The sequence below is a fragment of the Pseudomonas sp. B21-051 genome (genome assembly GCF_024748795.1).
In the GTDB taxonomy this organism is placed as follows: Bacteria; Pseudomonadota; Gammaproteobacteria; order Pseudomonadales; family Pseudomonadaceae; genus Aquipseudomonas; species Aquipseudomonas putida_A.
This window is the reverse complement of record NZ_CP087166.1, coordinates 5,749,352-5,774,400: the sequence shown is the minus strand read 5'-3', so window position 1 is coordinate 5,774,400 and position 25,049 is coordinate 5,749,352. Positions and strand designations below refer to the sequence as shown.

Below are 25,049 nucleotides of genomic sequence, written 5' to 3'. Positions count from 1 at the left end.
CAACGGTGAACTGCTTTTGTCTTTGTGCAGAACATTTTCGCTTCGTTGCAACGCAACGGTTTCGTTACTGTCAAGATGACCTAGCGGCGGTAACTGCAGAGGTCTAGTATGAGCCGCACTCACGTCAGCCAGGAGGTAAACCATGTCGGCCACCAAGAAGCCTGTAAACACTCCGTTGCACTTACTCCAACAACTCTCGGGCAGCCTGCTCGAGCATTTGGAAAACGCTTGCTCCCAAGCCTTGGCTGATGCTGAAAAACTGCTCGCCAAACTGGAAAAGCAACGCGGCAAGGCGCAAGAAAAACTGCACAAGTCCCGCACCAAATTGCAGGACGCCGCTGCTGCCGGTAAAGCCAAGGCACAGAACAAGGCCAAGGCTGCCGTCAAAGAACTTGAAGACCTGCTCGATGCGTTGAAGGATCGTCAGTCCGACACTCGCGGCTACATTCTGCAACTCAAGCGCGATGCCCAGGAAAGCCTGAAACTGGCCCAGGGTGTCGGCCGGGTGCAAGAGGCCGCCGGCAAAGCGCTGTCCTCCCGCGCCGCCAAACCAGCAGCAGCGCCTGCGAAAAAAGCGGCAGCCAAACCTGCTGCTGCGAAAGCCCCGGCGAAAACCGCTGCGGCAAAACCGGCAGCCAAACCAGCCGCCAAGGCACCGGCTAAAACAGCCGCCAAACCTGCTGCCAAAACCGCAGTGAAAAAACCGGCTGCGGCGAGCGCTGCGAAACCGGCCGCACGTACTGCCGCTGCCAAACCTGCTGCGGCAAAACCGGCTGCCAAGCCAGCGGCAAAACCTGCTGCGCGCAAAGCTGCACCGGCAAAAACCACTGCTGCCAAACCGGCTGCCAAAGTAGCGGTAAAACCGGCTGCCAAACCTGCCGCGAAAACCGCTACGGCAAAACCGGCAGTCAAGACTGCGGCCAAACCGGTCGCGGCAAAACCTGCTGCCAAGGTTGCTGCCAAACCAGCGGCCAAGCCTGCCGCTAAAACCGCTGCCAAACCTGCAGCAGCAAAACCTGCGACCGCTGCGGCCAAGCCTGCTGCCAAACCAGTAGCCGCTAAGCCAGCCGCCAAGCCAGCAGCAAAACCTGCCGCGAAAAAACCGGCCGTTGCCAAACCCGCTGCCGCCAAACCGGCGACTGCACCGGCTGCCAAGCCAGCCGCTCCGGCACCGGCCGCCGCACCTGCTCCAGCCGCTTCTACCTCGACCACCACGACTGCGCCAACGCCAGCCGCTGCGTCGAGCGTCAGCAGCAACCCGACCAGCGCTTCCTAAGTGCCGGTTGCCGCGACGCGCAGCACGTGCAGCGCGTCGCGGTTCGGGCTGGCGGTCGATCCCGCCAGACTCTCCAGCCATTGCCCGGACGCTGATACTTCATCACGCGGCCAGTCCTGCGCAGCCTGTTCCAGTTGCCACAGCAGATGCCGTTCGGCTTCCAGCTCCAATGCTTTCATTTGTTCTCGCAGACCCTTGAGTACCGGATCTTCCTCGGCCAGGGTTTTCCATTGAGTACGCAACGCACGCAGTGGCTGCACCACCTCCGCATCCCAAGGCCCCACCAGCATTTTCAACTGCTCCAGGCGTTGTTCGTCGCAGGCCACGCCACGTTGTTCCAACCACAGACCGCACAGCAGCAGGCAGACATTGGCCCCCGCCGTTTGCAGTTGCAGGCAGGCAGGTTCTACGTCCGGTCGGGCGTAGGTGGCAAGGGAAAAGCTCCACAGGTCAGGGGACATCGTGCTACTCGCGCCAGTTGTGAGCGAAGCTGGTAGACTCCGCCGCCATTATGATCCGACTTCAGAACCTGACTTTACAGCGTGGCCCGCAACGTCTGCTAGAAGACGCCGAGCTGACCCTGCACGCCGGCCATAAAGCCGGCCTCATCGGTGCCAACGGCGCCGGCAAATCCAGCCTGTTTGCCTTGCTGCGCGGCGAGTTGCACCCGGACTCGGGCGATTGCCTGCTGCCGGCCGACTGGCGGATCGCGCACATGCGCCAGGAGGTCGACACGCTCGAACGCCTGGCGGTCGACTATGTGCTCGATGGCGACCTGCGTCTACGCGAAGTGCAACGTGACCTCGCCGCCGCCGAAGCGGCCCACGATGGTACGGCTCTGGCCCGCCTGCACGCCGAGCTCGACAGCGCCGACGGCTATACCGCCGATGCGCGGGCACGCAAGTTGCTCGCCGGCCTCGGCTTCACCAACGAGCAGATGGATCGTCAGGTAGGCGATTTCTCCGGCGGCTGGCGGATGCGTCTGAACCTGGCGCAGGCCTTGATGTGTCCTTCGGACCTGTTGTTGCTCGATGAACCAACCAACCACCTGGATCTCGACGCGATCATCTGGCTCGAAGAGTGGCTGAAAAGCTACCCGGGCACCTTGCTGCTGATTTCCCACGACCGCGACTTCCTCGATGAAGTGGTCGATCACGTGGCTCATGTCGATCAGCGCAAACTGACTTTGTACCGGGGCGGCTACACCGCGTTCGAACGCGCCCGTGCCGAACGTCTGGCCCAGCAGCAACAGGCCTACGAGAAGCAGCAGGCGCAACGTGCGCACATGGAAAGCTACATCGCCCGCTTCAAGGCCCAGGCCACCAAAGCCCGTCAGGCGCAGAGCCGGATCAAGGCCCTGGAGCGCATGGAAGAGCTATCGGCGGCCCACGTCGATTCGCCGTTCGATTTCGTGTTCCGCGAGTCGACCAGGATCTCCAGCCCGCTGATCGACCTGTCCGATGCGCGACTGGGTTACGGCGAAAAAACCATCCTGGAGAAGGTCAAGCTGCAACTGACCCCGGGGGCGCGGATCGGTCTGCTCGGACCGAACGGTGCCGGTAAATCGACCCTGATCAAGAACCTCGCCGGCGAGCTTGAACCTCTGGCCGGGCGTCTGACCCGTGGCGAGAACACCGTGGTCGGCTACTTCGCCCAGCATCAGCTCGACTCGCTGGATGCCAAGGCCAGCCCGTTGCTGCACTTGCAGCGTCTGGCGCCGACCGAACGCGAGCAGACCCTGCGCGACTTCCTCGGCGGTTTCGATTTCCGCGGCGCGCGCATCGACGAGCCGGTGCTGAATTTCTCCGGTGGCGAGAAGGCCCGTCTGGCGCTGGCATTGATCGCCTGGGAGCGGCCGAATCTGTTGCTGCTCGACGAACCGACCAACCACCTCGACCTGGAAATGCGCCTGGCGCTGACCATGGCGCTGCAGGAATTCAGCGGCGCGGTGTTGGTGGTGTCTCACGATCGGCACTTGCTCAAGAGCACCACCGACAACTTCTACCTGGTCGCTGACGGCAAGGTCGAAGAGTTCGATGGCGACCTCGAAGACTACGCGCGCTGGCTGGTGGAATACCGTCAACGCAATGCGCCGGTCAGCAACACCCCGGTGAACCCGGACAAGACCGACAAGAAGGCTCAGCGTCAGGCTGCTGCTGCATTGCGTCAGCAACTGGCACCGCACAAGCGTGAAGCCGACAAGCTTGAAGCTGAACTGGGCAAGCTCCACGAGAAACTGGCCAAGGTCGATGCCAGCCTCGGCGACAGCGACATCTACGAGCCGGCGCGCAAGAACGAGTTGCGCGATCTGCTGGCCGAGCAAGCCAAATTGAAAGTGCGCGAAGGCGAGCTTGAAGAGGCGTGGATGGAAGCGCTGGAGACGCTGGAAAGCATGCAGGCGGAGCTGGAGGCGTTGTCCTGATGGACGCGTTCAAGTGGCCATTGCCGGCGGTGTGGGTCGAGCCGATCTGGCTCGGCGTGCAGATTCTGCTGATTCTGCTGGCCGGTTATTTCGCTCAGCGTGTCGTCGCTCGCTTCCTCACTGGCCTGGGCGAGCGCTATCCGTTTCCGCCGCAGCTGTTGATGCCGCTGCGTGGTGTATTGCGCTGGCTGATCATGGGCAGCGCGGTAATTATTGTGCTGGAGCGGCTCGGGGTGTCGGCCACGGTACTGTGGACGGCGCTGTCGGGTTTCGTCGCGGTGGCGGCGGTGGCGTTCTTCGCCATGTGGAGCGTGCTGTCGAACCTGCTCTGCGCGATTCTGATCTTCACCGTCGGCCCTTTCCGCCTCGGCGATGTGGTCGAGCTGGTAGACACTACCGACAAGCCCGGCGTCAAAGGCCGGGTGGTGGCGATCAATCTGCTCTACACCACATTGATCGAAGCCGAGGAACTGGGGACGGGCAGCGCCATGGTGCAAGTGCCGAACAGCCTGTTCTTCCAGCGTTCGGTGCGGCGTTGGCGGGGGACGGATGTGTTTCCATCGAGCGGTTTCGAGAAGTAGTTTTTTAAAGCAAGATCAAAAGATCGTCCGATCGCGGCCCGAGCCTGCGGCAGCTCCTACAGGGATCGCATTCCCGTGTAGGAGCTGCCGCAGGCTCGGGCCGCGATCGGACGATCTTTTGCTTTTAGGCCCAAAGCGCATTAGCTTTGACGTCTGTCACGATTCAGAGTCGAGGTGTGCGATGGAGCTTCAAACATGGCTGGCATTCTTTGCCGCCTGCTGGGTGATCAGTCTGTCCCCGGGTGCTGGCGCCATTGCGTCGATGTCCAGCGGTCTGCAATACGGTTTCTGGCGCGGTTACTGGAACGCCCTCGGCCTGCAGATCGGCCTGGCGGTGCAGATCGCGATTGTCGGCGCCGGTGTCGGCGCGATCCTCACCGCATCGGCCACCGCATTCCACGCGATCAAATGGTTCGGTGTGGCCTATCTGGTCTATCTGGCGATCAAGCAATGGCGCGCACTGCCAATGGACATGAGCGATGACGCCGCCGTACGCCCCATCGGCCGGCCTATGGCGCTGGTGTTCCGTGGTTTTCTGGTGAACATCAGCAACCCCAAGGCCCTGGTGTTCATGCTCGCGGTGCTGCCGCAGTTCATTAATCCGCATGCGCCGCTGCTGATCCAGTACGTGGTGATCGGCGTGACCATGATCGCGGTCGACCTGATCGTCATGGCCGGCTACACCGGTCTGGCGTCGAAGGTGTTGCGCCTGTTGCGTACACCGACCCAGCAGAAACGCATGAACCGCACGTTTGCCGGGCTGTTCATTGGCGCGGCGGCGTTCATGGCGACGTTGCGTAAAGCGGTGGTGTAAAAGCTTCGGCCACAAAAAAGGCGACCTCTTGAGGTCGCCTTTTTTTATCCGCCAAGACTTTGGAGTGACGCTCAATTGTGGCGAGGGAGCTTGCTCCCGCTTGAGTGCGCAGCGCTCACAAGCTTTTGGGTCTGCTTCGCAGCCCAGCGGGAGCAAGCTCCCTCGCCACAGAACGCGTTCAGCCAAGAGTCAGTGCAAAATCACCGGCGCGGTATCACGCGGCAGATTGTTGCGCTGCTGCGCCTCACGCGGCTGCTCGTAACCGCCGCCACCGAGCTGCATGCTCAGTTGCCCGGCCACGTCTTCGCCCAGCGCTTTCGAGACATCACGCACCACCCGTGGGCGGTTGAGTGAGATCTTGATGTCGCGGCCATTCACCAGTTTGGTGTCCTGCGCTTCGCCCATCGCCGTGAAGGCCGAGGTGATCTCGTAGGTCTTGGTGTTGATCAGGCTGAAATCCGCCACCAGCGTCAGGCCCAGCACCGCCGAATAGCTGTCGGTGTGCGCCAGCTCGTTTATGTCCTGGGTGAAGTCGATGTCGGACACGGTGCCGAACAGCACGTAATCGGCACCCTTGAAGCTGCCGGCCTTGATCCGCTTGATCACGTCGTAGACGTCACCCTTGGACGATGCGGTGTACGGCGTGCCCTGCACCAGTTGGAACATCCCGGTGCGCAGGATCTCGCCCTTGATGTCGCCGGTGAATTTACGCAGTTCACCTTGTTCGATGTAGCTGGTGGTCGCTTCCAGCTCGTTGTAGTTCGACGAACCACTGGAGCTGTAGTAACCCTCGCGGTAATTGTTCTGCGCCGAAACGATGTGGATGTACTGCTCCACACGCTCCTGATACGCCAGGTCCGTCACCGCGACTTTCGGGGCCGCTTGCACGCTGAACGCGCAAGCCAGGGCCATCATGCCAATCCATGCGCGCATCAATTAACGCTCCGTGGTTTTGCGGATCTCTTTTTCGTCCATCCATTCGGCCAGACCGCTTTCAACGTCGATCAGTTGCAGGCTGAATTTGTAGAAGACGTCCTTGTAGTCGCTGCTGCGCTTGACGATCGAGCTGATCGAGCCTTCCAGGCGGTACTTGGCGGCGATCATGTTGCCAGTCTTGGCCACGGTGCTCTTCTTGTACAGGCCGCTCTGGTTTTGCAGCTTGAGCTGATCGACCTGGCTCTGCATCGCGGTGTTGTCGCTGGCGAAACGGGCGGTGCCGGACTTCATCAGCTGAGTCTTGATGCTGGTGGTGATTTCGCGGGTATCGATGTACTCGCTGGTCTTGTTCTTCACGTCGTAGACCTGCACCACCGGGCGGCCCTGCAGAATGCCGGACTGGGCCAGCGAGCGGGTCATCGATTCGGCGATCATTTGCAGGTCGGTCGAGCCGAATTCGTTGGTCACGGTTTCAACCGCTTTGGTGTCGCCGTAGCTGATGTTCTTGCTACCCAGAGTCGGCGAGGTGTTGGCGCAACCGGAAGCCAGCAGGGCGAGGACAACGATCAGGGAAAAGCGTGCAAACATGGGAATGCTCTCTAAAACAGGAATAGGGTGGCGGACTTAAGGTGTCTTCAGTTCGAGACGGAAATCCACGGCTTTCGGGGTCGGGGCGATGCCCTGGATAAAGCTGGTCTGGGCGCCGTACATCATCTGGCTCTTCCAGACCTCTTCCTCGGCGATCGGGAAACCTTCCGCACCGAGCCAGGCGAAGCGGTAGTAGAACGTCTTGTTGCTGTTGAGGGTGTTGGTCAACTGCACATTGACGGTCATGAAGCCGTTCTCGCGGGCGACGCGCATGGCGCCGACCGCAATGTGTTTCTGCGGGCCCATGGCCACGACCTTGCTCGCGGCGCTGCCCGGCTCCGGTGGTGGCGGGGTGGCGCAGCCGCTGGCCAGGACGGCGAGAGCGGCAACGGCGAAGAGTTTCAAGCGCATGCAAAGACTCCGTTCTTAAGGTTGTTTGAGGCTGGCGACGTTAGTCGCGCTGGCGCTCGGGATGACGTGGGCAGCGACGCCACCGGCAAATACCTGATTGCCCACGGCGCGCAGGCTGATCACTTGGTAGCGCTGATCGACGGTGACCTTGACCAGCGAACCGCCGACGGCGCTCGGCAGGCTGACTTGGTGCTCGCCTTTCTTCAAGCGCAGACGCACCACCTGGGTGTTGTCCGGCAGGGTGCGCCACGTACGGGTATCGGCACCTTCCAGCACAGCTGAAGAAATACCCACGGCCAGACCGGCCAGCGGATTGGTTTCGTTGATCTTCTTCTGCGCCACACCTTTGGTGATTGCGCGCACGGTGGTGCGCACGATGATCCCCGGCATGTCATCGCGCAGGGCGCGGCGCGACATGGCGGTGGTGCTGTTGAGGGCAGTCAGGTTGACTTGTTGACCATCGACGCCAATCTGCGCGAACGGTGCAGTGGAGGTGTCAGGTTTGATGATCGGGAACGACAGTGGAGTGATCACCACGTTGTTGGAGATCGGCAATGGCAGCGGCACGCGGATCGAATCACGCGAGGGTGCCAGACCGCTTTGCACCACGATCAGGATGTCGCTGTCGTCGGACTTGCTCGGCTTGTCGAGGTTGACCAGCGCCTGCTCCAGCAGCGGGGTGTTCGGGCGCAGTTCGGCCGCCTTGCGATAGCCCGGCGCAGCCAGGTCTTTCTCGCCCAGGGCTTCGTAGACGAAACCGGCCAGGTAATGGCTGAACGCACTCTGGTAGCTGTTTTTCAGGCTGACCACTTCCGGCGCGTCAAGGCTGGCGACCGGGTAGCCCTGTAGATCCTTGTACTGGGTCTTGATGCCTTCTTTCTCGGCCTCTTCCTCGCTCTTGAGGTATTCCTTGTCGCGCAGGTCGGCGATCACCGCTTCACGTTCGTGAGTTTTCTTGATCGCGGTGCGGGCACCGTCGAAGTCATTGACGGCCAGCAGATTGAGGGCCATCTGCGTGGTCAGCATGACTTTTTCGTAGTCGTAGCCTTCATAGCGACGCACCTTGTCGTTGACCAGGAAGCTGCCGAACTGAGCCAGGTATTTACCGGTATCGAGCTTGACCGAATCTTCCCACTGGCCAACCACCTGGTCGGCGCTGGTCCAGGCGTTCTGGCTGCCGGACAGGTCACCCTTGGCGCGCAGCAACTCACCTTTCTCGAAGTAATAGAGCAGGTCTTTGTCGGGGCCGGTGTTGTTCTTTTCCAGCAGGGTCAGCGCGGCGTCGACGTTGCCGGTGGCCAGTTGCTGGTTGGTCTGGGCCAGTTCCGCATCGTAGTTGCGAAACGCCGAACAGCCGGACAGCAAAGTGACAGCGCTGAGCGCGATCAAGGTGGGAGTGCGCAATGCCATGGGGGTACTTCTTCCCTGAGCTAGTAACTGCATCAGCCGCCGGTGCTGGTCGGGCTGGTGTGACCCATCGACAGTGGCGCTGGCCTCCTGCCAATTCCTCATAACCAGAGGAGCTTTTATGCCGCATCGCGATAGCGCGGGCGCGGCATTATAAGCAGGCGATGATGGCCATGTAATAGCTTTTTAATCGCACTTGTTAGTTTGGTGCCATTACTTATTTCAGGGCGGATACGCGATTTACCACCGATGTGGCAGATTGAAAAGCGCTGCCGTTCGCGTAAATCCGCTCGCCCAGCACGCGCAGGCCGATCATCTGGCGCTTCTGGTCGATGCGGATGTTCAGTGGAGCGCCTGACGTGTTCGGCAGGCTGATCTGGTGTTCGCCCTTTTTCAGACGCAGGCGCACGACCTGTGTCAGGTTGGGCAGGGTGCGCCAGGTGCGGGTGTCGGCCTGCTCGAAACCATCCCACTGGGTGACGTAGGAGGCCTTGGACGGATTGCGGCGATTGTCGGTGCCCTGAACGTCCGCCGCGAGGAAGGCACGGTAGGTGGTGCGCTGGATAATCCCGGGCATGTCGTCACGCAATGTGCGCAAAGACATGTCGGTGATGCTGTTGACCGCGATCAGCTTTTTCTCGCGACCGTCGATGCGGACCTGATTGAACGGCGCGGTGGAGTTATCCGGAACCATCACCGGGAAAGAAATATTGGCGACGATCACCTGGCCGTCCTTGAGTTGCACCGGATACGGTACCCGCACCGAACTGCGGGCCGGCGCCAGCCCACTTTGCACGATGATCAGCACATCGCTTTCGTCGGCCTTGAGTCCGGGGCTGTCGAGGTCGCGCAATGCCTGTTGGAAAAACGGCATGTCCGGGCGCAGTTCGATGGCCTGACGATAACCGGGCGCCGCCAGGTCTTTTTCGCCGAGTGCCTCATAGGTGAAACCGGCGAGGTAGTGACTGAACGCGCTCTGATAACCGTTTTTCAGGGCAATCACTGCCGGGGATTCGAGCATCACCACCGGATAACCCTGAAGGTCCTTGTAGTGCACGCGTGCGCCCTGGGCCTTGGCGGCTTCCTCGACCTTTTCGTATTCCAGCTCCCGTTGCCGGGCGATCAGCGCTTCGCGTTCGTGGGTTTTCTTGATGTTGGCACGGGCGCCGTCGAAGTCATTCACCGCCAATTGGTTGAGGGCCATTTGCGTGGTCAGCATGACCTTTTCATAGTCGTAGCCATCGTAGCGCCGCAGCTTGTCATTGATGATGCCGCCCCAGTGATCGCCCATCGCCGTGAGCAACTTGTCGCCGGTGGTTTCGATCGTGTCCTGGCGCTGGATGATCATCTGCTCGGCGCTGCGCCAGGTTGTCTGGCTTTGCGTGAACTCGCCGCCGGCACTGAGTACGGCGCCCTTTTCAAAGTAGTAGAGCAGGTCTTTTTCCGGATCCGGGTTGTGCGCTTCGATCACGGAGAGGGCGCCGTCAATATTGCCGGCCTTGAACTGGTCGGTGGTCTGTTGCAGTTCCAGGTCATAGTTGCGGTACGCGGAGCAGCCGCTCAGTTGCACTACAGCGGCTATCAACAGGGGCAGCAGCAAACGATGGCGCATGAAGGGGTTCATCCTTGAGCGGGAAATGCGACGAGGTGGCGCATTATAGGCGGCAATAGTGGCCAAGTGATGCGTGGTTTTTGTTTGCTGATTGCACAGATCATTGGGATCACGCGGCGGATTTACCGGTGGGATGGATGCGGGGTTTGGGCTAGCCTTGCTGGCCTGACGCTTAACCATTGCCAGGACTTCAATGAATCAACTGCAGGCCATGCGCGCGTTTCGTTGCATCGTCGAGTGTCGCGGGTTCAGCGCCGCTGCCGAGCGCCTCGACACCACTCACTCAACGATCTCCCGGCAGTTGCAGCAGCTGGAAAGCGAGCTGGGCACGCGGCTGATCAACCGCAACACCCGGGGTTTCAACCTGACCACGGCAGGGCAGCAGTATTACGCGGCGTGCGTGGACATTCTCGATCGCCTCGATCAAGCCGCACTGGCGGTGGGGCAGGCACATGAAAGCCCCAGCGGTGTGCTGCGCATCAGCGCGCCAATGGTGATCGGTACGCTGGAACTGGCGAGCTGGTTGCCGGCGTTTCAGCAGCGCTATCCCGAGATTGAAGTGGACCTGTCCTGCGATGACCGTTTCGTCGATCTGATCGCCGAGGGTTTCGATGTGGCCCTGCGCATCTGCGGGCCGTTGGCCGATTCATCCATGGTGGCGCGGTTGCTGACTGTCTCGGACATGTTGCTGGTGGCTTCGCCTGTGTATGTGGCGCGCAATGGTCTGGTGCGTCAGGTGCGCGAACTCGCCGAACATCAGTTGCTGGCGTTTGCCGGTGGCAGTGACTGGGCGCTGACCGATACGCGTGGACTCACCACTGGTGTGCGCGTGCAGGGCCGGTTCAAGGCCGATTCGATCAGTTCACTGCACGCCGCCGCGTTGGCCGGGGTTGGTATCGCCGCGTTCACCCGGGCCACGGTGCAGGAGGATCTGCTCAGTGGCCGGCTGGTGCAGATCCTGCCCAACTACAACCTTGGCCAGCGTCACTATTACGCGCTCTATCCGCATGCCCGGCATGTCGCGCTGAAGGTGCAGGTGTTCGTCGAGTTCATGCATGAGCACTACCGCAACACCGCCGCAGCGTTGCGTTAAAACGCTACGAGACGTCGACAAAGCTTGAGTGAAAGGCGTTCGAAGTGAACAATATGTAACTTCGCATTTCCATTTGAGACTCATTCATGACTGCCGCGTCCCGATTCCTGGCCTGGCTGGTGTTCCCGTTGTTTGCCATGGGCAGTTTCAACCTGCTGGCCGACACCGTGGAAGGCGCCCCGCAGGCGCTGCACCTGCTCGATTACATCAGCGCCGACTACCCGCCGACGGTCGAGGCGGGCAAGGTCGTCGACGATGGCGAATATCGCGAGCAACTGGAATTCACCCAAGTGCTGCAAGGACTTATCGGCGGTCTGCCGGCCAAACCGGAGAAGGCTGAGCTGGAGGAGGGTGTCGAGGCTCTGCACGCGGCCATCACCGCGAAACAGGACGGCGCCGACGTCGCGCGTCAGGCCCGGCAACTGGGGGCGAAACTGGCGGTGGCGTATGAAGTGAGCCAGGCGCCGATCATCACTCCCGATCCGACCCGGGGCGCGCCGCTGTACACCCAGAACTGCTCGGTATGCCACGGTGAAACCGGCGCCGGTGACGGCCCGGCGGGGCTCGGCATGACGCCGCCACCGGCCAACCTGCGCGATGCCGCACGCATCGATCATCTGAGCCTGTACGCGATCTACAGCACCCTCGGTCAAGGCGTCGAAGGCACCGACATGCCGGCGTTCGCCGATCAACTGGACGACCGTCAGCGTTGGGATCTGGCGACCTACATCGCTGGTTTCAGTGCCGACCCGGCTGCGGCCAAGTCCGACAAGATCTTCAACATCGCTGATCTGGCGCGCCAGACGCCGGCCGAAGTGCAAGCCGCCGAAGGCCCGCAGGGCGCCGCAAGCTTCCGTGCCCAACGCGCGCAGCCGCCGCAGGTCAAGCGTGGCCCGGCGCAATTGCTCGACTACACCGCCGCCACGCTGGACAAGAGCTTGGCCGCGTATCGCGCCGGTGATCACGATCAGGCCTATGACCTGTCGGTGGCGGCGTATCTGGAAGGTTTCGAACTGGTCGAAAGCTCGCTGGACAACGTCGACGCCAACGTGCGCAAGGACACCGAAAAATCGCTGATGGCCTACCGTCAATCGTTGCAGGACGGCTTGCCGGTGGCGAAGGCCGAACAGCGTCTGGACGCGGCCAAGGGCAAGTTGAAAGAGTCCGCCGAACTGCTCGGCAGCGATGGCCTGAGCTGGTCGCTGAGCTTTATCTCCGGCCTGCTGATTCTGCTGCGCGAAGGCCTCGAAGCGATTCTGGTGCTGGCGGCGATCCTCGCGTTTCTGCGCAACACCGGCCAGCAGTCGGCGGTGCGCAGCGTCAACATCGGATGGGGACTGGCGCTGCTCGCCGGTCTTGGAACCTGGGCGCTGGCGGCGTATGTGATCGACGTCAGCGGCTCGCAGCGTGAACTGCTCGAGGGCGCCACGGCGCTGTTCGCCAGCGTCATGGTGCTGTGGCTCGGCGTGTGGATGCACGACCGGCGCCACGCCGCGGCCTGGCAGGATTACATCAAGCAGAGTCTGGTGGGCGGCGGCGGGCGTTTCGGCTTTGCGATCCTCGCGTTTTTCTCGGTGTACCGCGAGCTGTTCGAAGTGATCCTGTTCTACGAAACCCTGTGGCTGCAGGCCGGCCCCGCCGGGCATGACGCAGTGCTGGCCGGTGGTGCGACCGCACTGGTGCTGCTGATCGGTCTGGCCTGGGTGATCCTGCGCGGCTCGGCAAAACTGCCGCTGGCGCTGTTCTTCAGCATCAACGCCGGTCTGCTCTGTGCCTTGTCGGTGGTGTTCGCCGGGCATGGCGTGAAAGCGCTGCAGGAAGCCGGGATTTTCGGCACACGACCGGTGGCGTTCTTTGAATTCGACTGGCTGGGGATTCACGCCGATGCCTATTCGCTGACGGCGCAGGCGGTGGCGATTCTGGCGATTGTCGTTTTGTATGGGCGCAGCCGGATGGCCGAGAAGAAGCGGGTTTCTGCTGCCTGATCGGGTTATCGTTTGAAAGATCGCAGCCTGCGGCAGCTCCTACAGGGGGGCGGTGTATCCCTGTAGGAGCTGCCGCAGGCTGCGATCTTTTGCTTTCAAGAGGTTATCAAGATGCGTGTATGGATCGATGCCGACGCCTGCCCCCGGGCCGCCAAGGAGCTGGTGGTGAAGTTCGCCCTCAAGCGCAAGTTTGAAGTGGTGCTGGTGGCCGGGCAGCCGCAGACCAAGCCGGGGCTGGCCATCGTCAAACTGATCGTGGTGCCCAGCGGTCCGGATGCGGCGGACGATTATCTGGTCGAGCACGCGGTGCCCGGTGAGCTGGTGATCTGCAGCGATATTCCGCTGGCCGATCGTCTGGTGAAGAAGGGCGTGGCGGCGCTGGATCCGCGCGGCAAGGAGTTCGACGCACAGAACATGGGCGAGCGTCTGGCAGTGCGCAACCTGTTCACCGACCTGCGTGAACAGGGCCAGATCAGCGGCGGCCCGGCGCCGTTCGGCGAGCGTGAGAAGCAGGCGTTTGCCAATGCGCTGGACAGGATCCTCACGCGCCTGACCCGTCAATCTTGAAAAGATCGCAGCCTGCGGCAGCTCCTACAGAGTTCTGGTGATCACCTCAATCCTCTGTAGGAGCTGCCGCAGGCTGCGATCTTTTGATTTCAAGCGTCGTTTTCGTGGGTCAGTTCGAGCACCCGATCCACCAGCTTGTTGATACCCGAAGCCGCTTCACTGATGTTCTGCGCCAGCATGTAAGCCGGGGTCGTTACCAGTTTGCGAGCCTTGTCTTCGATGATGTCAGTCACCGCGCAGTCTTCGTGGCTGGCGCCCATCTTGTTCATCGCGGTAGCGGTGTTGGCATCGTTGCCAATGGTGCAGGTCACGCCCGGGCCGTAGATCTTCGCCGCCAGCGCCGGCGAGATGCACATCAGGCCCACCGGTTTGCCCGCTTCGGCAAATGCTTCCGCCAATGCCAGCACCTCAGGCTGTACTGCGCAGCCGGCACCTTCAACGGCGAAGTTCGACAGGTTTTTCGCGGCGCCAAAGCCGCCAGGTACGATCAGCGCGTCGAAGTCATCGACGTCGGCCTCGCGAATGTCCTTGATGTTGCCGCGGGCAATGCGCGCCGATTCCACCAGGACGTTGCGGGTCTCGGGCATTTCTTCACCGGTGAGGTGATTGATCACATGCAATTGCGCAATGTTCGGCGCGAAGCATTGCACCTGCGCACCACGTTGATCGAGGCGCAGCAGGGTGATGACACTCTCGTGGATCTCGGCGCCGTCGTACACACCGCTGCCGGACAGGATCACTGCAACTTTTTTGCTCATGGGTTTCTCTCCAGATTCATGGCGCTAAATGTCCACTAATTTGTCGTGCGTTGCCATAGGCCCAAGTGGCGGCTGCACCTGCATGGAGCGCTTTCTAAATGGATCGCAACAACGGCGGGGTGTTCATTATTTGCGGTTGCCTGCTTCGTGACGAACAGGAGATTTTTCGCGTGAGAGCGCCGCTGGCGAACGGGAGTCCGCTGGCGCAGAGGGGATAAATGACTAAAAGAGCCGGCCAGCCCGGGCTTTGCGCAGGGCTGTGCGCCAGGCGCCAGCGAGTTATTCGGCTGGCGTCTTCGGTTCGGCAGGTTTGGCCACTTCGGCTTGATTCAGCAGTGCCGCTTTTGCGGCTTGCTCATCGGCGTAAACATGCTTGGCCAGACGCGCATTCTTGAAGCGGCGGCGCAGCCACAGACCAACGCCAAGAATCAGCAGCGCGCCGAGCACCCACAGCTCGTACTTCTTGATGCTGCCGAGCATGCCCTCGAGCACCGCGCCGAAGTGGTAGGCGGCGGCTGCCAGGGCGGTGGCCCAGATCGCTGCGCCGATACCGTTGAGCAACAGATAACGTCCCGGCGGATAACCCGACAGGCCGATCGCCACCGGCATCACCGTGCGCAGGCCGTAAACGAAGCGGAAGCTCAGAACCCAGATGTCCGGATGCTTGCGAATGTGTTCCAGCGCGCGGTCGCCCATCATCTGCCAGCGCGGTTTGCGCGCGAGCAATTTGCGCCCGTGCTTGCGCCCCAGGAAGTACCACAGCTGATCGCCGGCATAGCTGCCGAAGAACGCCACGACCACCACCAGGTTGATGTCCATGTATCCACGGAACGCGAGGAAGCCTGCGAGCACCAGGATGGTTTCGCCTTCGAAGAACGTGCCGAGGAACAAGGCAAAGTAGCCAAAGTCATGCAGAAATTGTTGGAGCATTGTCTGGGTGCTGGCGAAATGAACGCGCAGCCTAACCCTTCGGACACATTCATGAAAGTGTCGAAATGTGTCTCGACGTGAACAATTCCTACGCTAACAATGGAATGCGGCTACATGTCACGGGGTACGCACAACTGTAATCTGTTGGTCATAATGGCCGTCTATAACTGTCACGCTCGCCCGTTTGCGCGGGCTCAGGAGTCCGCCGTGAGCTTTACCCCTGCCAATCGTCTGTTTCCCGCCACTCGCCTGCGTCGCAATCGTCGTGATGATTTTTCGCGTCGGCTGGTGCGGGAAAACGTGCTGACGGTCGATGACCTGATCCTGCCGGTGTTCGTGCTTGAGGGTGAAAACCGTCGCGAAGCCGTGGCCTCGATGCCCGGTGTCGAGCGCCTGACCATCGACCTGCTGCTTGAAGAAGCGGCGCAATGGGTCGAACTGGGGATCCCGGCGCTGGCGTTGTTCCCGGTCACGCCTGTCGAATTGAAATCCCTTGATGCGGCCGAAGCCTGGAATCCCGAGGGCATTGCCCAGCGCGCCACTCGCGCGTTGCGTGAGCGTTTCCCGGAATTGGGCGTGATCACTGACGTCGCGCTTGATCCGTTCACCACCCACGGTCAGGACGGCATTCTCGACGAAGAAGGCTATGTGCAGAACGACATCACCGTCGACGCACTGGTCAAGCAGGCACTGTCTCACGCTGAAGCCGGCGCTCAGGTCGTGGCCCCATCGGACATGATGGACGGTCGGATTCAGGCGATCCGCGAGGCGCTGGAGCTGGCCGGTCACGTCAACGTGCGGATCATGGCCTACTCGGCCAAGTACGCCAGCGCCTATTACGGGCCGTTCCGTGATGCCGTGGGTTCGGCAGCGAATCTGGGCAAGGCCAACAAGGCCTCCTATCAGATGGACCCGGCTAACAGCGACGAAGCGCTGCACGAAGTCGGCGCGGACTTGTCTGAAGGCGCGGACATGGTCATGGTCAAACCCGGCATGCCGTACCTGGACATTCTTTTCCGGGTAAAAGATGCCTTCAAAGTGCCGACCTTCGTCTATCAGGTTAGCGGCGAATACGCCATGCACATGGCGGCGATCCAGAATGGCTGGTTGAGCGAGGCGGTAATTCTTGAATCACTGACCGCCTTTAAACGTGCCGGCGCTGATGGCATCCTGACTTACTTTGCTGTCCGTGCCGCTCAATTGTTACGAGAGCAGAAATAGCCCTCCCAGGAACATTCGATGAATACCGAAGGACTCACTGAAGTTGCAGTAAAAGAAGCTCAACCGGTGGTGGAGCAAATCACCGAAACCCCGCCGGAACTCGAGCCTGCGCCACCCGCGCCGGTCACCGAAGCCGTCGCGGCGGCGCCAGTGATTGCGATCCCCGGCCTGGATGACAGCAGCCTGTATATCCATCGCGAGCTCTCGCAACTGCAGTTCAACATCCGCGTGCTGGAACAGGCGCTGGACGAGTCCTATCCGTTGCTGGAGCGGCTGAAGTTCCTGTTGATCTTCTCCAGCAACCTCGACGAATTCTTTGAAATCCGCGTCGCTGGTCTGAAAAAGCAGATCACCTTCGCTCGTGAACAGGCCGGTGCCGACGGGTTGCAACCGCATCAGGCGCTGGCGCGGATCAGCGAGCTGGTGCACGGTCACGTTGACCGCCAGTACGCGATCCTCAACGACATCCTGCTGCCGGAGCTGGAAAAGCATCAGGTGCGCTTTATCCGTCGCCGTCACTGGACGACCAAGATCAAGACCTGGGTGCGCCGCTACTTCCGCGACGAGATCGCACCGATCATCACCCCGATCGGCCTCGACCCGACACACCCGTTCCCGTTGCTGGTGAACAAGAGCCTGAACTTCATCGTCGAGCTGGAAGGCATCGACGCCTTCGGTCGCGATTCCGGTCTGGCGATTATCCCGGCACCGCGCCTGCTGCCACGGATCATCAAGGTTCCGGAAGAAGTCGGCGGCCCGGGCGACAACTATGTGTTCCTGTCGTCGATGATCCACGCCCACGCCGATGACCTGTTCCAGGGCATGAAGGTAAAAGGCTGCTACCAGTTCCGCCTGACCCGAAACGCCGACCTGGCGCTCGACTCCGAAGATGTCGAAGACCTTGCGCGCGCCCTGCGTGGCGAGCTGTTCTCGCGGCGCTACGGTGATGCGGTGCGCCTGGAAGTCGCCGACACCTGCCCGAAACACCTCTCGGACTATCTGCTCAAGCAGTTCAACCTGAGCGAGACCGAGCTGTATCAGGTCAACGGCCCGGTCAACCTGACCCGTCTGTTCAGCATCACCGGTCTGGACAGCCACCCGGAGCTGCAATACACGCCGTTCACCCCGCAGATCCCGAAACTGCTGCAGAACAGCGAGAACATTTTCAGCGTGGTGAGCAAGCAGGACATCCTGCTGCTGCACCCGTTCGAGTCGTTCACCCCGGTGGTCGACCTGCTGCGTCAGGCCGCCAAGGACCCGCATGTTCTGGCGGTGCGCCAGACCCTGTACCGCTCCGGCGCCAACTCGGAAATCGTCGATGCGCTGGTGGACGCCGCGCGTAACGGCAAGGAAGTGACCGCAGTCATCGAACTGCGCGCACGCTTCGACGAAGAGTCCAACCTGCAACTGGCCAGCCGTCTGCAAGCGGCCGGTGCGGTGGTGATTTACGGTGTGGTCGGCTTCAAGACCCACGCCAAGATGATGCTGATCCTGCGTCGCGAGGCCGGTGAAATCGTGCGCTACGCGCACCTCGGCACCGGTAACTACCACGCCGGCAATGCGCGTCTGTACACCGACTACAGCCTGCTGACCTCCGACGACGCCTTGTGCGAAGACGTCGGCAAACTGTTCAGCCAGTTGATCGGCATGGGTAAAACCCTGCGTATGAAGAAGCTGTTGCATGCGCCGTTCACCCTGAAGAAGGGCATGCTCGACATGATTGCCCGGGAAACCCAGTTCGCCGTCGAAGGCAAACCGGCGCACATCATCGCCAAGTTCAACTCGCTGACCGATCCGAAGATCATCCGCGCGCTGTACAAGGCCAGCCAGTCCGGCGTGCGCATCGATCTGGTGGTGCGTGGCATGTGCTGCCTGCGTCCGGGCATTGCCGGGGTTTCGCACAACATCCACGTGCGCTCGATCATCGGTCGCTTCCTTGAACACACCCGAGTGTTCTACTTCCTCAACGGCGGCGAGGAGCAGATGTTCCTCTCCAGCGCCGACTGGATGGAGCGCAACCTCGACAAGCGCGTCGAGACTTGCTTCCCGGTGGAAGGCAAGAAGCTGCTGACCCGCGTCAAGAAAGAGCTGGAGCTGTACCTGACCGACAACACCCATAGCTGGAGCCTGCAGTCGGATGGCCGTTACATCCGCAACACGCCAACCGGCAACCAGAACCCGCGCAGCGCGCAGGCGACGTTGCTGGAACGACTGGGTAGCCCGATTCTGCCGGTGAGCAGCTAAGCCTCAGTTTCAGGCGAAATAAAAAGGCGATCCTTCGGGATCGCCTTTTTTGTACGCCAAACACCGACCTGTGTAGGAGCGGCCGAAGGCTGCGATCTTTTGATGTTGATCTTAAAAACAAGATCAAAAGATCGCAGCCTTCGGCAGCTCCTACAGGGGACTGTCAGTGCACGGTTAGGACAATCCCCACCCGCGTCAGCCAGTCGGCTTCGAGGCCAAAGTCGGCCTGAGTCAGCTGGTTTTCGTCCAGCCAGTTCTCCGGGAATTCCACGTCGAGGTTGTTGCCTTTGGCATGCAGCGTCACTTGCGGCATCGCCTGGGTGCCGCGTATGTGGTGGAACAGGATCGCGAAGCGCAGCAGCACGCACAGGCGGATCAGCTTGTCGCCGTCGTCACCGAACTCGGCAAATTTGTCCTTGGGGATGTTGCGGCGATGGCCGCGGACCAGCAGGGCGAGCATTTGCTGGTCTTCGCGGGAGAAACCGGCGAGGTCCGAGTGTTCGATCAGGTAGGCGCCGTGCTTGTGGTAGTGGTAGTGCGCGATGTCGAGGCCGACTTCGTGAACCTTCGCCGCCCAACCGAGCAGTTCGCGCCAGATACCGTCATCCAGCTCCCAATCCACGGCCACTTGATCGAAGGCGTGCAGGGCTTTGCGTTCAACCCGGGCCGCTTGTTCCAGGTCAACGTGATAACGCTCCATCAGCGACGTCAGGGTGCGTTCGCGCACGTCTTCGTGATGATGGCGGCCGAGCAGGTCGTAAAGCACGCCTTCACGCAGCGCGCCTTCGCAATGATCCATGCGCTGCAGTTCGAGGGCGTCGAAGATCGCTTCGAGAATCGCCAGGCCCGCCGGGAAGATCGCCCGACGGTCAGGCTTGATGCCTTCGAAATCGATCTTGTCGACATCCCCCAGTTTGAACAGGCGACGTTTGAGCCACGCCAGGCCTTCGGCGTTGACTTCGCCGGTGCCATGCCCGCCGGCCTTCAGCGCCAGGCCGATGGCGCGGATGGTGCCCGAGGAGCCGATGGCTTCATCCCAGGTCAGGCGATGCAGGGCGTGCTCGATGCTCATGATCTCCAGCCGTGCCGCCGTGTACGCCTGGGCGTAACGGGCCGGGGTGATCTTGCCGTCCTTGAAATAACGCTGGGTGAAGCTGACGCAGCCCATTTGCAGGCTTTCGCGCAGCAGCGGTTCAAAACGCTGCCCGATGATGAATTCGGTACTGCCGCCGCCGATGTCGGCCACCAGACGCTTGCCCGGGGTGTCGGCGAGGGTGTGCGAAACACCCAGATAAATCAGCCGCGCTTCTTCACGGCCGGAGATGACTTCCACCGGATGACCGAGGATTTCTTCGGCACGGTGAATGAATTCCAGGCGGTTGCGCGCTTCACGCAGGGCGTTGGTGCCGACGATCCGCACGGCGCCCAGTGGCATGCCGTTGATCAGTTGGGCAAAGCGCTTGAGGCAGTCGAGGCCACGCTGCATCGATTCTTCGTTGAGATGGCGCTCATCGTCGATACCGGCGGCGAGCTGCACTTTCTCTCCGAGGCGCTCCAGGATGCGGATCTCACCGTTCTGGGCCTTGGCCACGACCATGTGGAAGCTGTTGGAGCCCAGGTCGATTGCGGCGATCAGGGACAGATTCTTGGCTTTGGATTGCGGCATGGTCAGGGGGTCTCGGTCGATAACCCCGCCATCGTGCCACGATCAAACGCTGACGCCAACGCGCATGGTTCAAACCGTTGATCCTGCGCATAAAAGCTTGAGACCGCGGCGCGGCCATTCGCGAGCAGGCTCGCTCCCACAGGTTTTGCAGCGAACTCACCATAGTGGTCCAACAGAGATCTCTGTGGGAGCGAGCCTGCTCGCGAAGGCGTCCGCCCCATCACTGCGGCTATTTCAGGCTGTCGCTTCCACCGTGCCAATGAAATTCGCCAGCTCCGCCGTCTGCGGATGGGCGAACAACACCTTCGGATCCCCCACCTCATGCACCTTGCCATGGTGCATGAACACCAGCTTGTCGCCGACTTCCCGGGCAAAGCGCATTTCGTGGGTGACCATGATCAGCGTCATGCCTTCCCTGGCCAGTTGGCGCACCACGGCGAGCACTTCATTGACCAGCTCCGGGTCCAGCGCCGAGGTGATCTCGTCGCACAGCAACACTTTCGGCGACATCGCCAGCGCCCGGGCAATCGCCACGCGCTGTTGCTGTCCGCCGGACAACCGATCCGGGAAGGCGTCGAACTTTTCCCCCAGCCCGACGCGTTCGAGCATCTTGCGCGCCAGTTCGGCCGCCTTGGCCTTCGGTACTTTCTGCACCACTTGCGGGGCGAGCATGACGTTTTCGCCGACGGTCAGGTGCGGGAACAGGTTGAACTGCTGGAACACCATGCCGACTTTCTGCCGCAGGCTGCGCAAATCGGCGCGGGCGGCGTCGAGGTATTCGCCGTCGACTTCTATCACGCCGTCGTTGATCGATTCCAGGCCATTGAGCGTGCGCAGCAGGGTCGATTTGCCCGAGCCGCTGCGGCCGATGATCGCCACCACCTGGCCTTCCTCGACGCTCAGGTCGATGCCTTTGAGCACGTGGTGATCGCCGTAGTATTTATGCAGGGCGGAAATTCTAAGCAGAGGCATGCAGTCTCCTTTCCAGGTAGCGCGCACTGAGCGACAAGGGGTAGCAGAGCAGGAAGTAGCCGAGGGCGACGAGGCCGTAGACCATGAACGGTTCGAAAGTGGCGTTGGCGAGCATGCCGCCGGTCTTGGTCAGCTCGGTGAAGCCGATGATCGAGGTCACCGCAGTGCCTTTGACCACTTGCACCGAGAAGCCCACGGTCGGTGCCACGGCGATGCGCAGCGCCTGCGGCAGGATCACGTAGCGCAACTGCTCCAGTGGATTCAGCGCCAGGCTCGACGAGGCTTCCCACTGGCCATTGGGGATCGCTTCGACGCAACCGCGCCAGATCTCCGCCAGATAGGCGCTGGTGAACAATGTCAGGGCAATGGCTGCCGCCATCCACGGCGAGATCTCGATCCCGGCCAGCGCCACGCCGAAGAACACCAGAAACAGCTGCATCAGCAGCGGTGTGCCCTGGAACAGCTCGATCCAGGTGCGGGCAATATTGCTCGGTAACGGATTTTTCGAGATGCGCATGATCAGAATCAGCAGCCCGACGATCCCGCCGCCAATGAACGCCACCAGCGACAGCGCCAGTGTCCATTGCAGGCCGGTGAGCAGGTTGCGCAGGATGTCCCAGAAGGTGAAGTCGCTCATCGGCTGCTCCTCGCGATATAGCGGCGGCCGATCCAGTTCAACAACTGGCGGATCAGCAGTGCCATGCACAGGTAGATCAGCGTGGTCAGCGCATAGGTTTCAAAGGCGCGGAAGTTGCGCGACTGAATGAAGTTGGCGGCGAAGCTCAGCTCCTCGGTGGCGATCTGCGAACACACCGCCGAACCGAGCATGACGATGATGATCTGGCTGCTCAGGGCCGGCCAGACCTTGCCCAGAGCCGGCAGCAGGACCACGTGGCGGAACGCTTCGAAACGGCTCATCGCCAATGCGGCAGCGGCCTCCAGTTGTCCGCGCGGAATCGCCTGGATGCCGGCGCGGATGATCTCGGTCGAATACGCACCGAGGTTGATCACCATCGCCAGCACCGCCGCCTGCCACTCGGAAATCTGCACCCCGAGCGACGGCAGGCCGAAGAAGATGAAGAACAGTTGCACCAGAAATGGCGTGTTGCGGATCAACTCGACGTAGACGCCGAAGAGTGCCGAGAACGGGCGGATGTTCCACGCCCGCACCAGCGCGCCGACGATGCCCACGCCGACCCCGAACAGCGCGCCAATCGCCGTCAGCTCCAGGGTGAAAAGGGCGCCACGCAGCAACAGGTCGGTGTTTTGTACCACCGGCATGAAATCGAACTGATAAGCCATCGATTGTCTCCCGCGCGACCGATCAGAGGTCGGCCGGCAGCGGCTCTTTGAGCCAGGTCTGCGAGTTTTTCTCCAGCGCGCCGTCGGCCTTGGCGGTGGCGAGGATCTCGTTGACCTTGCCCAGCAGCGCCGGCTCGTTCTTGTTCACGCCGACGTAGACCGGCGAATCCTTGAGCTTCACTTTCAGCGCCGGCACGCGTTTCGGGTTCTTCTCGCTGATTGCCACCATCACCACGTTGCCGCTGGCGATCAGGTCGACCTGGCCGGCGAGGTAGGCAGCAATGGTCGAGTTATTGTCCTCGAAGCGCTTGATGGTCACGCCTTCGGGGGCGACCTTGGTCAGCTCGATGTCTTCGATCGCGCCACGGGTGACACTGATGGTCTTGCCTTTAAGATCGTCAAGGCTGCTGATCGCTGCGTCAGGCGGGCCGAACACCGCGAGGTAGAACGGCGCGTAGGCGTGGGAGAAGTCGATGACTTTCTCGCGCTCCGGGTTCTTGCCGAGGCTGGAGATCACCAGATCGACCTTGCCGGTGGTGAGGAACGGGATGCGGTTGGTGCTGTTGACCGGGGTCAGTTCGAGTTTGACCTTGAGCTGCTCGGCCAGCAGTTTTGCCGTGTCGATGTCCAGGCCACGGGGTTTCATGTCCGGGCCGACCGAGCCGAACGGCGGGAAGTCCTGGGGCACGGCGACTTTCAGTGTGCCGCGTTTGACCACGTCTTCCAGGCCATCGGCGTGGGCGGGGATCTGGCTCAGCATCAAGCTGGAAAACAGAGCGGCGAGGAGGGCTCGGTAACGCAGGGTCATGGCAAATCTCCGGATCGACGGGAAGTGATTTCTGCGATCGGACAGAGCACGCACCGTGCCAATACTCGGATTTATCCCCGGCAGGCCGCAGGTTTGCCGGGTTTGTTCGGTCTTACTGGTCTGAACAGTCAGGTTGTTTTTCGCACCCCGATAGCGCACCGGCAGTGGGCGCCGAACCCCGCTGGGGCACGACTTGCCGGATCCGGCGAATAGCTTTACAACTAGCCGCACCTTGGCCTGGCTCGTCTGAAAAACCATGAACTCAATCTCCCGCGCCGTACCCGAAGTGGCGCTGCAAGCCATACGCAAACTGATCACCGAGCAGGGTTTTGGTGCGGGCGATGCGTTGCCGTCGCAACGGGATCTGGCGGTGCAACTGGGGGTCAGTCGGGCGTCGTTGCGCGAGGCGCTGTCGTCGCTCAGTGCGCTGGGCGTGGTCAGCATCCAGCCGGGCAAAGGCGTGTTCGTGCAGGCACCGGTGGAGATTGCGCAGGGCGACAATGCCCCGGGCTGGCCGTTTGCGGCGCAGGCCTCGCCGCTCGACATCTTTCAGTTGCGCTATGCGCTGGAGGGGTTTGCCGCCGGGTTGGCGGCGGTGACCTTGAGCACGTTTGACCTGGATGCGCTGGAGGACAACGTTGCGGCGATGCGCGAGCAGTTGAAGGCTGGGAACTTCGAGGCCGCGGCGAAACTCGACTTCGAATTCCACCGGCGCATTCTGCTGGCCAGCGGCAATCAGGCGATGTTGAGCATTCTCACTGCGCGCGCCGAGATCTTTCTGGAAAGCCAGAAGCTACCGTTCATCCGCGCCGAGCGGGCGATGGAAACCTGGCAGGAGCATCGCAAGATTCTTCGTGCGCTGGCACGCCGGGCATCCGCTGCGGCCCAGAAGGCCATGCAGGAACACGTGCGCAACGCCGCCCTGCGCACCGGAATTTCCTTCATTGCCCCCGCCACGGCGTGACTTGGGCTATACCCAAACTCATCGAGTGCCATAGCAAGACTCAATCAACTGCGGCTTCCTGAACAAGGGAAGGGCGGCTATGATGGGCCACGTTTTTTTGCTTACAACCTGGAGAATTCCATGAGCAGCGATCTGATCAAACACGTTAGCGACGCCAGCTTCGAAGCCGACGTACTCAAGGCCGAAGGCGCTGTACTGGTCGACTACTGGGCTGAATGGTGCGGCCCTTGCAAAATGATCGCTCCGGTTCTGGACGAGATTGCCGAGACTTACAAAGGCAAGCTGACTGTCGCCAAACTGAACATCGACGAAAACCAGGAAACCCCGGCCAAGCACGGCGTACGTGGTATCCCGACGCTGATGCTGTTCAAGAACGGCAACGTTGAAGCGACCAAAGTCGGCGCCCTGTCGAAGTCGCAACTGGCTGCTTTCCTCGACGCCAACATCTAAGCGTCGCAGTAAATCGCCGAAAAAAAGCCTCGCAATTTGCGG

24 protein-coding genes are annotated in these 25,049 nt (G+C 61.3%); 11 read left to right on the top strand and 13 right to left on the bottom strand.

The window, feature by feature from the left end; all coding sequences use genetic code 11:
- The first annotated feature begins 142 nt into the window (after window positions 1-142).
- Entirely contained in the window at window positions 143-1,276 is a 1,134-nt protein-coding gene (locus LOY52_RS26075; protein WP_258677185.1) for an AlgP family protein, read from the top strand.
- On the opposite strand, the gene LOY52_RS26070 is transcribed toward LOY52_RS26075, so the two are convergent.
- Window positions 1,273-1,737 carry a TIGR02444 family protein gene (locus LOY52_RS26070; RefSeq protein ID WP_258677184.1) on the bottom strand — a complete coding sequence of 155 codons (465 nt, stop codon included), beginning with the start codon at window positions 1,735-1,737 and terminating at the stop codon, window positions 1,273-1,275. The genes LOY52_RS26075 and LOY52_RS26070 overlap by 4 nt on opposite strands.
- A gap of 50 nt (window positions 1,738-1,787) precedes the next feature.
- Here LOY52_RS26070 and LOY52_RS26065 point away from each other — a divergent pair, with 50 nt between their 5' ends.
- The 3 genes from LOY52_RS26065 (at window position 1,788) to LOY52_RS26055 (ending at window position 5,093) form a co-directional block, all read left to right on the top strand.
- Complete coding sequence (locus LOY52_RS26065) at window positions 1,788-3,698, top strand: ATP-binding cassette domain-containing protein (protein ID WP_258677182.1); 1,911 nt, start codon at window positions 1,788-1,790, stop codon at window positions 3,696-3,698.
- Entirely contained in the window at window positions 3,698-4,279 is a 582-nt protein-coding gene (locus tag LOY52_RS26060) for a mechanosensitive ion channel family protein (protein WP_258677179.1), read from the top strand. Before LOY52_RS26065 ends, LOY52_RS26060 begins: the two co-directional genes overlap by 1 nt.
- A gap of 181 nt (window positions 4,280-4,460) precedes the next feature.
- Entirely contained in the window at window positions 4,461-5,093 is a 633-nt protein-coding gene (locus LOY52_RS26055; protein ID WP_258677168.1) for a LysE family transporter, read from the top strand.
- A 189-nt stretch (window positions 5,094-5,282) separates the two neighbouring features.
- Here LOY52_RS26055 and LOY52_RS26050 read toward each other — a convergent pair whose 3' ends face one another.
- The 5 genes from LOY52_RS26050 to LOY52_RS26030 form a co-directional block, all read right to left on the bottom strand.
- Window positions 5,283-6,026, bottom strand: coding sequence for a penicillin-binding protein activator LpoB (locus tag LOY52_RS26050; protein ID WP_258677166.1), 744 nt, complete (start codon window positions 6,024-6,026; stop codon window positions 5,283-5,285).
- Between the two features lie 3 nt (window positions 6,027-6,029).
- Window positions 6,030-6,617 (bottom strand): penicillin-binding protein activator LpoB, encoded by a 588-nt coding sequence (gene lpoB / locus LOY52_RS26045; protein WP_258677164.1) that lies wholly within the window; start codon window positions 6,615-6,617, stop codon window positions 6,030-6,032.
- A gap of 36 nt (window positions 6,618-6,653) precedes the next feature.
- Window positions 6,654-7,028: a YcfL family protein gene (locus tag LOY52_RS26040; RefSeq protein ID WP_198758798.1), complete on the bottom strand. Its 375-nt coding sequence runs from the start codon at window positions 7,026-7,028 to the stop codon at window positions 6,654-6,656.
- Between the two features lie 15 nt (window positions 7,029-7,043).
- A complete protein-coding gene (locus tag LOY52_RS26035) occupies window positions 7,044-8,438 on the bottom strand; it encodes a COG3014 family protein (protein ID WP_258677160.1) in 1,395 nt (464 codons plus the stop codon).
- Between the two features lie 214 nt (window positions 8,439-8,652).
- Window positions 8,653-10,047 (bottom strand): COG3014 family protein, encoded by a 1,395-nt coding sequence (locus tag LOY52_RS26030; protein WP_258677157.1) that lies wholly within the window; start codon window positions 10,045-10,047, stop codon window positions 8,653-8,655.
- A gap of 193 nt (window positions 10,048-10,240) precedes the next feature.
- Between LOY52_RS26030 and LOY52_RS26025 the strand changes: the two genes are divergently transcribed.
- The 3 genes from LOY52_RS26025 to LOY52_RS26015 all read left to right on the top strand — a co-directional run bounded on the left by LOY52_RS26025 (window position 10,241) and on the right by LOY52_RS26015 (window position 13,692).
- Window positions 10,241-11,140 (top strand): LysR family transcriptional regulator, encoded by a 900-nt coding sequence (locus LOY52_RS26025; protein ID WP_258677154.1) that lies wholly within the window; start codon window positions 10,241-10,243, stop codon window positions 11,138-11,140.
- 86 nt (window positions 11,141-11,226) lie between these two features.
- Entirely contained in the window at window positions 11,227-13,125 is a 1,899-nt protein-coding gene (locus LOY52_RS26020; RefSeq protein WP_258677152.1) for an FTR1 family protein, read from the top strand.
- A gap of 111 nt (window positions 13,126-13,236) precedes the next feature.
- On the top strand, window positions 13,237-13,692 hold the full coding sequence (locus LOY52_RS26015) for a YaiI/YqxD family protein (RefSeq protein ID WP_258677150.1): 456 nt from the start codon (window positions 13,237-13,239) through the stop codon (window positions 13,690-13,692).
- Window positions 13,693-13,781: 89 nt separating this feature from the next.
- On the opposite strand, the gene elbB is transcribed toward LOY52_RS26015, so the two are convergent.
- Together elbB and LOY52_RS26005 are read right to left on the bottom strand one after the other, a co-directional pair.
- The gene (gene elbB, locus LOY52_RS26010; protein ID WP_258677148.1) at window positions 13,782-14,450 is read right to left on the bottom strand and encodes an isoprenoid biosynthesis glyoxalase ElbB; all 669 of its coding nucleotides are present in this window, start codon (window positions 14,448-14,450) and stop codon (window positions 13,782-13,784) included.
- A gap of 279 nt (window positions 14,451-14,729) precedes the next feature.
- On the bottom strand, window positions 14,730-15,380 hold the full coding sequence (locus tag LOY52_RS26005; RefSeq protein ID WP_258677146.1) for a DedA family protein: 651 nt from the start codon (window positions 15,378-15,380) through the stop codon (window positions 14,730-14,732).
- Window positions 15,381-15,587: 207 nt separating this feature from the next.
- On the opposite strand from LOY52_RS26005, the gene hemB reads away from it, so the two are divergent.
- Together hemB and ppk1 are read left to right on the top strand one after the other, a co-directional pair.
- A complete protein-coding gene (hemB, locus tag LOY52_RS26000) occupies window positions 15,588-16,601 on the top strand; it encodes a porphobilinogen synthase (protein WP_007968446.1) in 1,014 nt (337 codons plus the stop codon).
- A gap of 18 nt (window positions 16,602-16,619) precedes the next feature.
- A complete protein-coding gene (ppk1, locus tag LOY52_RS25995; RefSeq protein WP_041072035.1) occupies window positions 16,620-18,845 on the top strand; it encodes a polyphosphate kinase 1 in 2,226 nt (741 codons plus the stop codon).
- A gap of 163 nt (window positions 18,846-19,008) precedes the next feature.
- On the opposite strand, the gene ppx is transcribed toward ppk1, so the two are convergent.
- The 5 genes from ppx to LOY52_RS25970 form a co-directional block, all read right to left on the bottom strand.
- Window positions 19,009-20,511: an exopolyphosphatase gene (gene ppx, locus LOY52_RS25990; protein ID WP_258677142.1), complete on the bottom strand. Its 1,503-nt coding sequence runs from the start codon at window positions 20,509-20,511 to the stop codon at window positions 19,009-19,011.
- A gap of 234 nt (window positions 20,512-20,745) precedes the next feature.
- Window positions 20,746-21,483: an amino acid ABC transporter ATP-binding protein gene (locus LOY52_RS25985; RefSeq protein ID WP_258677140.1), complete on the bottom strand. Its 738-nt coding sequence runs from the start codon at window positions 21,481-21,483 to the stop codon at window positions 20,746-20,748.
- The gene (locus tag LOY52_RS25980) at window positions 21,470-22,120 is read right to left on the bottom strand and encodes an amino acid ABC transporter permease (RefSeq protein WP_095137639.1); all 651 of its coding nucleotides are present in this window, start codon (window positions 22,118-22,120) and stop codon (window positions 21,470-21,472) included. The genes LOY52_RS25985 and LOY52_RS25980 overlap by 14 nt, the downstream gene beginning before the upstream one ends.
- Window positions 22,117-22,785 (bottom strand): amino acid ABC transporter permease, encoded by a 669-nt coding sequence (locus LOY52_RS25975; RefSeq protein ID WP_202369147.1) that lies wholly within the window; start codon window positions 22,783-22,785, stop codon window positions 22,117-22,119. The genes LOY52_RS25980 and LOY52_RS25975 overlap by 4 nt, the downstream gene beginning before the upstream one ends.
- A gap of 22 nt (window positions 22,786-22,807) precedes the next feature.
- On the bottom strand, window positions 22,808-23,593 hold the full coding sequence (locus LOY52_RS25970; protein ID WP_258677136.1) for a transporter substrate-binding domain-containing protein: 786 nt from the start codon (window positions 23,591-23,593) through the stop codon (window positions 22,808-22,810).
- Window positions 23,594-23,849: 256 nt separating this feature from the next.
- Between LOY52_RS25970 and LOY52_RS25965 the strand changes: the two genes are divergently transcribed.
- Together LOY52_RS25965 and trxA are read left to right on the top strand one after the other, a co-directional pair.
- The gene (locus tag LOY52_RS25965) at window positions 23,850-24,557 is read left to right on the top strand and encodes a FadR/GntR family transcriptional regulator (RefSeq protein WP_258677134.1); all 708 of its coding nucleotides are present in this window, start codon (window positions 23,850-23,852) and stop codon (window positions 24,555-24,557) included.
- A gap of 120 nt (window positions 24,558-24,677) precedes the next feature.
- Window positions 24,678-25,007 (top strand): thioredoxin TrxA, encoded by a 330-nt coding sequence (gene trxA, locus LOY52_RS25960; protein ID WP_003206727.1) that lies wholly within the window; start codon window positions 24,678-24,680, stop codon window positions 25,005-25,007.
- The last annotated feature ends 42 nt before the right edge of the window (window positions 25,008-25,049 follow it).